Raw genomic sequence first — 5,740 nt, forward strand, 5'->3', positions numbered from 1 at the left:
GTGTTACAAAAATGTAAACGGTTGTTTGAACTTTTGGTGATTGAGTTATATTGTGGTCAGACCACAAGTCTATTATTATATCCTTGTGGTCTGACCACAATATAACTCAATCACCAAAAGTTCAAACAACCGTTTACATTTTTGTAACACCGATCATAATGCAGGACGCATTAATCGTTCAGAAACCCTTAATTTGACTACACTTAATGAGAATATATATCGATTAACAATTCTTGGTGTAGTTTGAGCTAGGGAATTATCGTAGGATACTAAGCAGTTCATATTATTGAGATTAATAGTACTGTTGCTTGTTAAAGCCACGTGATCTCACTGCGGAGACATAATGAAAAAGATATTCAAATTTATAGGCATGATCTTTAAAGGGATTTGGAAGCTCATCACGTTTGTGCGTCTTGCGCTGGTTAACCTTTTCTTTTTACTCAGTATCGCCATCATCTACTTTGTATACTTCCACTCAGACACAACTCAACCCACTGTTCCACAGGAATCGGCTTTAGTACTTAACCTGTCTGGCCCTATCGTGGAGCAAAGTCGCTATATCAATCCGATGGATTCGGTCACGGGTTCACTGCTTGGCAAAGACCTTCCAAAAGAAAATGTCCTGTTTGATATTGTTGAAACAATTCGCTACGCCAAAGACGATGACAAGGTAACTGGTATCGTTTTAGCACTGAAAGAGTTGCCAGAAACCAATCTGACCAAGCTGCGCTACATAGCTAAAGCACTTAACGAGTTCAAAGCAACTGGCAAACCAATTTATGCGGTAGGTGACTTTTATAACCAAAGCCAATACTACCTAGCCAGCTACGCAACTAAAGTCTTCTTATCGCCTGACGGCGGCGTGCTGCTTAAAGGCTATAGTGCTTACTCGCTATTCTACAAAACTCTATTAGAGAAGCTTGACGTAAATACACATGTATTCCGCGTCGGTACTTATAAGTCTGCAATCGAACCTTTCATTCGCGACGATATGTCAGACGCAGCGAAAGAGTCAGCTTCTCGTTGGTTAGGTCAACTGTGGGGAGCATACGTTGATGACGTAAGCAACAACCGCCAGATCGATGCTAAAACCTTGAACCCAAGCATGGACTCTTTCTTAAAAGACCTTGAGTCGGTTGATGGCGATATCGCAAAACTGGCAGAGAAGCTTGGTTTAGTTGACGAACTGGCAACTCGCCAACAAGTTCGTCTAGAGCTCGCAGACGTCTTCGGCAGTGACGGTCAAGACAGCTATAACGCGTTGGGGTACTACGAGTACCGTACAACCATGCTTCCTGACCTAACAAGTGAATCGCACGATGTCGCTGTAATTGTTGCTAGCGGCGCAATTATGGATGGCAAACAGCCACGTGGCACCGTTGGTGGTGATACCACGGCCGCACTACTTCGCCAAGCGCGCAACGACGACAAAGTAAAAGCGGTTGTACTTCGTGTAGACAGCCCAGGTGGTAGCGCGTTTGCTTCAGAAGTTATCCGCAATGAAATAGAAGCGATCAAGCAAGCAGGTAAACCTGTTGTGGTTTCTATGTCTAGCCTTGCCGCTTCGGGTGGTTATTGGATCTCGATGGGCGCAGACAAGATTTTGGCTCAACCAACCACACTAACAGGCTCGATCGGTATCTTCAGTGTTATCACGACCTTTGAGAAAGGCTTGAACGATATCGGCGTTTACACCGATGGCGTTGGTACGTCGCCTTTCTCTGGCCTTGGTATTACAACAGGGCTTAGCGACGGCGCGAAAGATGCGTTCCAAATGGGCATTGAAAACGGTTACCGCCGATTCATCAGCCTAGTTGGAGAAAACCGTGGCATGGAAGTCGATACTGTAGACAAGATTGCTCAAGGCCGAGTATGGACAGGCCAAGATGCAATCGAGAAAGGTCTAGTCGATGAAATTGGTGATTTTGATGATGCGATTACAGCTGCGGCTTCACTTGCAGAGCTTGAAACCTACAATATCTACTGGGTAGAAGAGCCTCTTTCAGCCACTGAACTATTTATTCAAGAATTTATGAACCAAGTTCAGGTGTCGATAGGCCTTGATATTCAGTCAATGATTCCAAGCAGTTTACAGCCTATTACTCAACAGTTAGCCCAAGATAGCCAACTGTTAGGTAACTTTAACGACCCACAAGGCCGATATGCTTTTTGCTTAAACTGCCAAGTTCAATAAGATAAGCTCAACGCTTTGTTATCAAGAGGCGCCTCTGTGTGAGGCGCCTCTTTTTATTGCATGATAATTCGCTATAATCGCCCCCCTGTTCCCTATATCACACTAAGTATTAATCGCCATGGAAAGAAAACACATCTATATCGCGTATACCGGCGGCACAATTGGCATGCAGAAGTCTTTGGACCACGGCTATGTCCCAGTCGCAGGTTTTATGGATAAGCAGCTAGCAGGCATGCCTGAATTCCATCGCCCAGAAATGCCTGAGTACACCATTCATGAATACTCTCCATTAATGGACTCTTCAGATATGACGCCACTTGATTGGCAGACTATCGCTGATGATATTCGCGCGAACTACGATAAGTACGATGGTTTCGTTATCCTGCACGGTACAGACACTATGGCTTACACCGCCTCTGCTCTGTCTTTCATGCTGGAAAACCTCGGCAAACCTGTGATTGTTACGGGCTCTCAGATCCCATTAGCAGAATTACGTTCAGACGGACAAGCAAACCTGCTTAATGCTCTGCACATTGCAGCGAACTATCCGATCAACGAAGTGACACTGTTCTTCAACAACAAGTTGATGCGCGGTAACCGCAGTACAAAATCACACGCTGATGGCTTCAATGCGTTTACCTCTCCAAACCTAACTCCATTGCTAGAAGCGGGTATCAATATCCAGATCAGCAATAACGTTAAGGTAAACGAACAACCTGAAGGTGCTTTCAAGGTTCATAACATTACTCCGCAACCCATCGGTGTAATTACAATGTACCCAGGAATCTCGCATGAGGTGATTCGCAACACGCTACTACAGCCTGTAAATGCAATGATTCTGCTTACTTTTGGTGTTGGTAACGCACCGCAAAATCAAGAACTACTTCAACACTTAAAAGATGCCTCAGAGCGAGGTGTGATTGTGGTGAACCTAACTCAGTGTTTGGCAGGTAAAGTCAACATGGGTGGTTACGCGACGGGTTGTGCACTAGCAGAATCGGGCGTTATCAGTGGTTACGATATGACACCAGAAGCATCACTGGCGAAATTACATTATCTATTGAGCCAAGATTTAAGCTACGAAGAAGTGAAGGCTCAAATGCAACAAGTGTTACGCGGTGAGATGAGCTTATAAGCCTATCCTGCGATTCGTTTAGCCGAGGGCTTACCTTTAATCAAGCCCTCACGTAAACCTGAACTAAATCGTATTATTGTTTATAAATAAACAGCTTAACAGTCAAAAAGGGGTGGCACAGTGCCACCCCTTTGTTGTAATTTAAGCCTAATGATTAGGATTAACTCTAACAATATCTTCTTGGTCGGACTTAAACTGCTTCTTTAGTTCAGACTTTGATTTAAAGCTAATTTCTCCGCCGGCTGCAATTGTCATATGTTGAGCTTCAGAGTTATGTTTCGATTGATACAACATAACCGCCTGCATACACGAGTCGCGCTGCTCTTTAGAGAGCGCCGTTCCTTCTGGCCATTTCCCCGTTTCAACTGCATAGTTTAAACGTTCGTAGACCTCGGGGGTCATTGCGCTAAGAAGTTGTTCTGCATCCATGGTAAGGCCTTAGTTTTAACAATTTTCACCAGAAAATAACCCGTATCAGAATTGAGTCAAGAACCTGACTGAAAATAAGTGTATTTGATCACAAGTGAAGGAATATGAAAATTATGAAATGGTTGGTACTAAGCCTATTGCCTTTCACTCTGGTTGGGTGTTTTGACGGGAACAAAAATACCGCTCAATTGTGCGAAAGCAACCCGTGGCTTCAGTGTGAAAAGTTAAATATGAACGACGGACAGTGCCGTGTCGCACGTACCGACCTCGTCTGGCATCGATTTGAAGCAAAAGAAAACCCCAGCGATACCAATAAGATTAAAGAATTCGAATTAGTCTCTGCTTACAAAAAGTGTCTAGAGCTTGCTGCACAGATCGAAACGATTGATCAATCCAAACTTCAAGAACGTCGCTTCATCTCCTTAATGAATAGTATCGAAGAGTCTGAACGTATTGTTAACGAACTCTCGCGATCAAATACCCCGGAAACGCTTTATTTTATGTGGTCACAAACTGGGGATACCAACGCAAGACGCAGTTTCCTGCAATTAGAAGGGACAGAAGCATTAAACACAGCAGAGATGCAATATGCGCTAGCCACTTTTTATACTACCCGTGACCATGAAAAAACGCTTAAGCTACTCAATAATGCGTTAACGCTTTCTAATGGTTCGAAGGTCAACACCGAGATCTTCAAATCGATGGCGAGTATCAACCACAGCCTTGGGCATATGGAAAAAGCGTACGTCTGGGCAATGGTTGCCAAGAACTTTGATGTGCCTATTGCTTCGGAAGCAGAACTTACCGTGTTGTACCGTTTCGATGAGTCAACATACGAACAACTAAATGAAGACGCGGACAATATAGTCGACGCTATTGAAGATGAGGTTTACAGCCCTTCGATTGTCCCTCGTTACTGATCGCACTGTTCTCGTTTTCTAGTCCAAACGTTCTATTCACGAGCTTTCAAAAAAACAGCTACCATGATGGTAGCTGTTTTCGTTTGTGCTAGAAATAACTCTGAAATACTGAGCTACTGGGCAGTTCAGTACCACTCAATCAACAAATACGCCTGTAAGGATTAGACAATTGTGACAAGTTATTTGGTAGTTTCGTCATTTTTGTTGAAAATTAACGACACAGAATTAACACAGAACCGTTCACCGGTTGTCTTCGGACCATCAGGAAAAACGTGACCTAAATGGCTATCACAAGCGGTACAACGGATCTCTACACGCTTCATTCCGTGACTTAGATCTTCTATATAGCGTACTGCTTCATCATTCACTGGGGCATCAAAGCTTGGCCAACCGCACCCTGAATCATATTTGTTATCCGACAGAAACAAAGGGCTTTCACAGCATGTGCAGCTATAGACACCCGTCTTATGGTTGTGCAGTAACTTACCGCTATATGGGGCTTCGGTACCACGTTGACGACACACAGAAAATTCATCGTCCGTTAGGCGTTCACGCCAGTATTCATCAGGCTTTATCATATTTCCTCCCTTTTGAATCACGTTAATATCTCTCCACATTATCAGTTATTATATTTACTTTTTTCTATAAAGGCTTGCATATGAGTCGTTTTGTAGCACATACTTTCTCACCAGGAAACATTGTACATATACACTCATAAGTGAATCATCATTTAGAGGTATTTTACCCAACTGGAAGGGTACAGAGCCACTCGCAATGGTCAATTTTCAACCACTTACACCCAATTGTTAAGAAAAGCGTCGCTTTTTTTTGACATTAAACAAGTTAAGTCGGATTATCTATTGCAGATGTATACTGGATTCTGTAATTTTACTACCAGTTATCTTTAATCAGAAATTAAGTTGTGGAGCAACTACAATGACTATCAAAGTAGGTATTAACGGTTTTGGCCGTATCGGCCGTTTCGTATTCCGCGCAGCTCAAGAGCGTGCAGACATCGAAGTAGTAGGTATTAACGATCTAATCGACGTAGAGTACATGGCA

The 5,740-nt window shown here is 43.4% G+C and carries 6 protein-coding genes; 4 read left to right on the forward strand and 2 right to left on the reverse strand.

The genetic code is table 11. The features are described 5' to 3' along the window. The first annotated feature begins 343 nt into the window (after positions 1–343). Together sppA and ansA are read left to right on the forward strand one after the other, a co-directional pair. Positions 344–2,194: a signal peptide peptidase SppA gene (sppA, locus tag AB4653_RS08025; RefSeq protein WP_009848710.1), complete on the forward strand. Its 1,851-nt coding sequence runs from the start codon at positions 344–346 to the stop codon at positions 2,192–2,194. Positions 2,195–2,312: 118 nt separating this feature from the next. Then, on the forward strand, positions 2,313–3,329 hold the full coding sequence (gene ansA / locus AB4653_RS08030; RefSeq protein WP_102257910.1) for an asparaginase: 1,017 nt from the start codon (positions 2,313–2,315) through the stop codon (positions 3,327–3,329). A 147-nt stretch (positions 3,330–3,476) separates the two neighbouring features. Here the strand turns inward: ansA and AB4653_RS08035 are convergent, their stop codons facing one another. Beyond that, positions 3,477–3,758 carry a YeaC family protein gene (locus AB4653_RS08035; protein ID WP_009848655.1) on the reverse strand — a complete coding sequence of 94 codons (282 nt, stop codon included), beginning with the start codon at positions 3,756–3,758 and terminating at the stop codon, positions 3,477–3,479. A 113-nt stretch (positions 3,759–3,871) separates the two neighbouring features. Between AB4653_RS08035 and AB4653_RS08040 the strand changes: the two genes are divergently transcribed. Beyond that, positions 3,872–4,678, forward strand: a complete 807-nt coding sequence (locus AB4653_RS08040; RefSeq protein ID WP_009848656.1) for a DUF2989 domain-containing protein — start codon at positions 3,872–3,874, stop codon at positions 4,676–4,678. A gap of 179 nt (positions 4,679–4,857) precedes the next feature. Here AB4653_RS08040 and msrB read toward each other — a convergent pair whose 3' ends face one another. Beyond that, positions 4,858–5,256 carry a peptide-methionine (R)-S-oxide reductase MsrB gene (msrB, locus tag AB4653_RS08045; protein WP_009848657.1) on the reverse strand — a complete coding sequence of 133 codons (399 nt, stop codon included), beginning with the start codon at positions 5,254–5,256 and terminating at the stop codon, positions 4,858–4,860. Between the two features lie 307 nt (positions 5,257–5,563). Between msrB and AB4653_RS08050 the strand changes: the two genes are divergently transcribed. Beyond that, the coding region (locus AB4653_RS08050; RefSeq protein ID WP_372103775.1) for a glyceraldehyde 3-phosphate dehydrogenase NAD-binding domain-containing protein at positions 5,564–5,740 on the forward strand (177 nt) is incomplete at its 3' end.

The sequence above is a fragment of the Vibrio sp. 10N.222.48.A3 genome, from assembly GCF_041475345.1.
Taxonomy (GTDB): domain Bacteria; phylum Pseudomonadota; class Gammaproteobacteria; order Enterobacterales; family Vibrionaceae; genus Vibrio; species Vibrio tasmaniensis_A.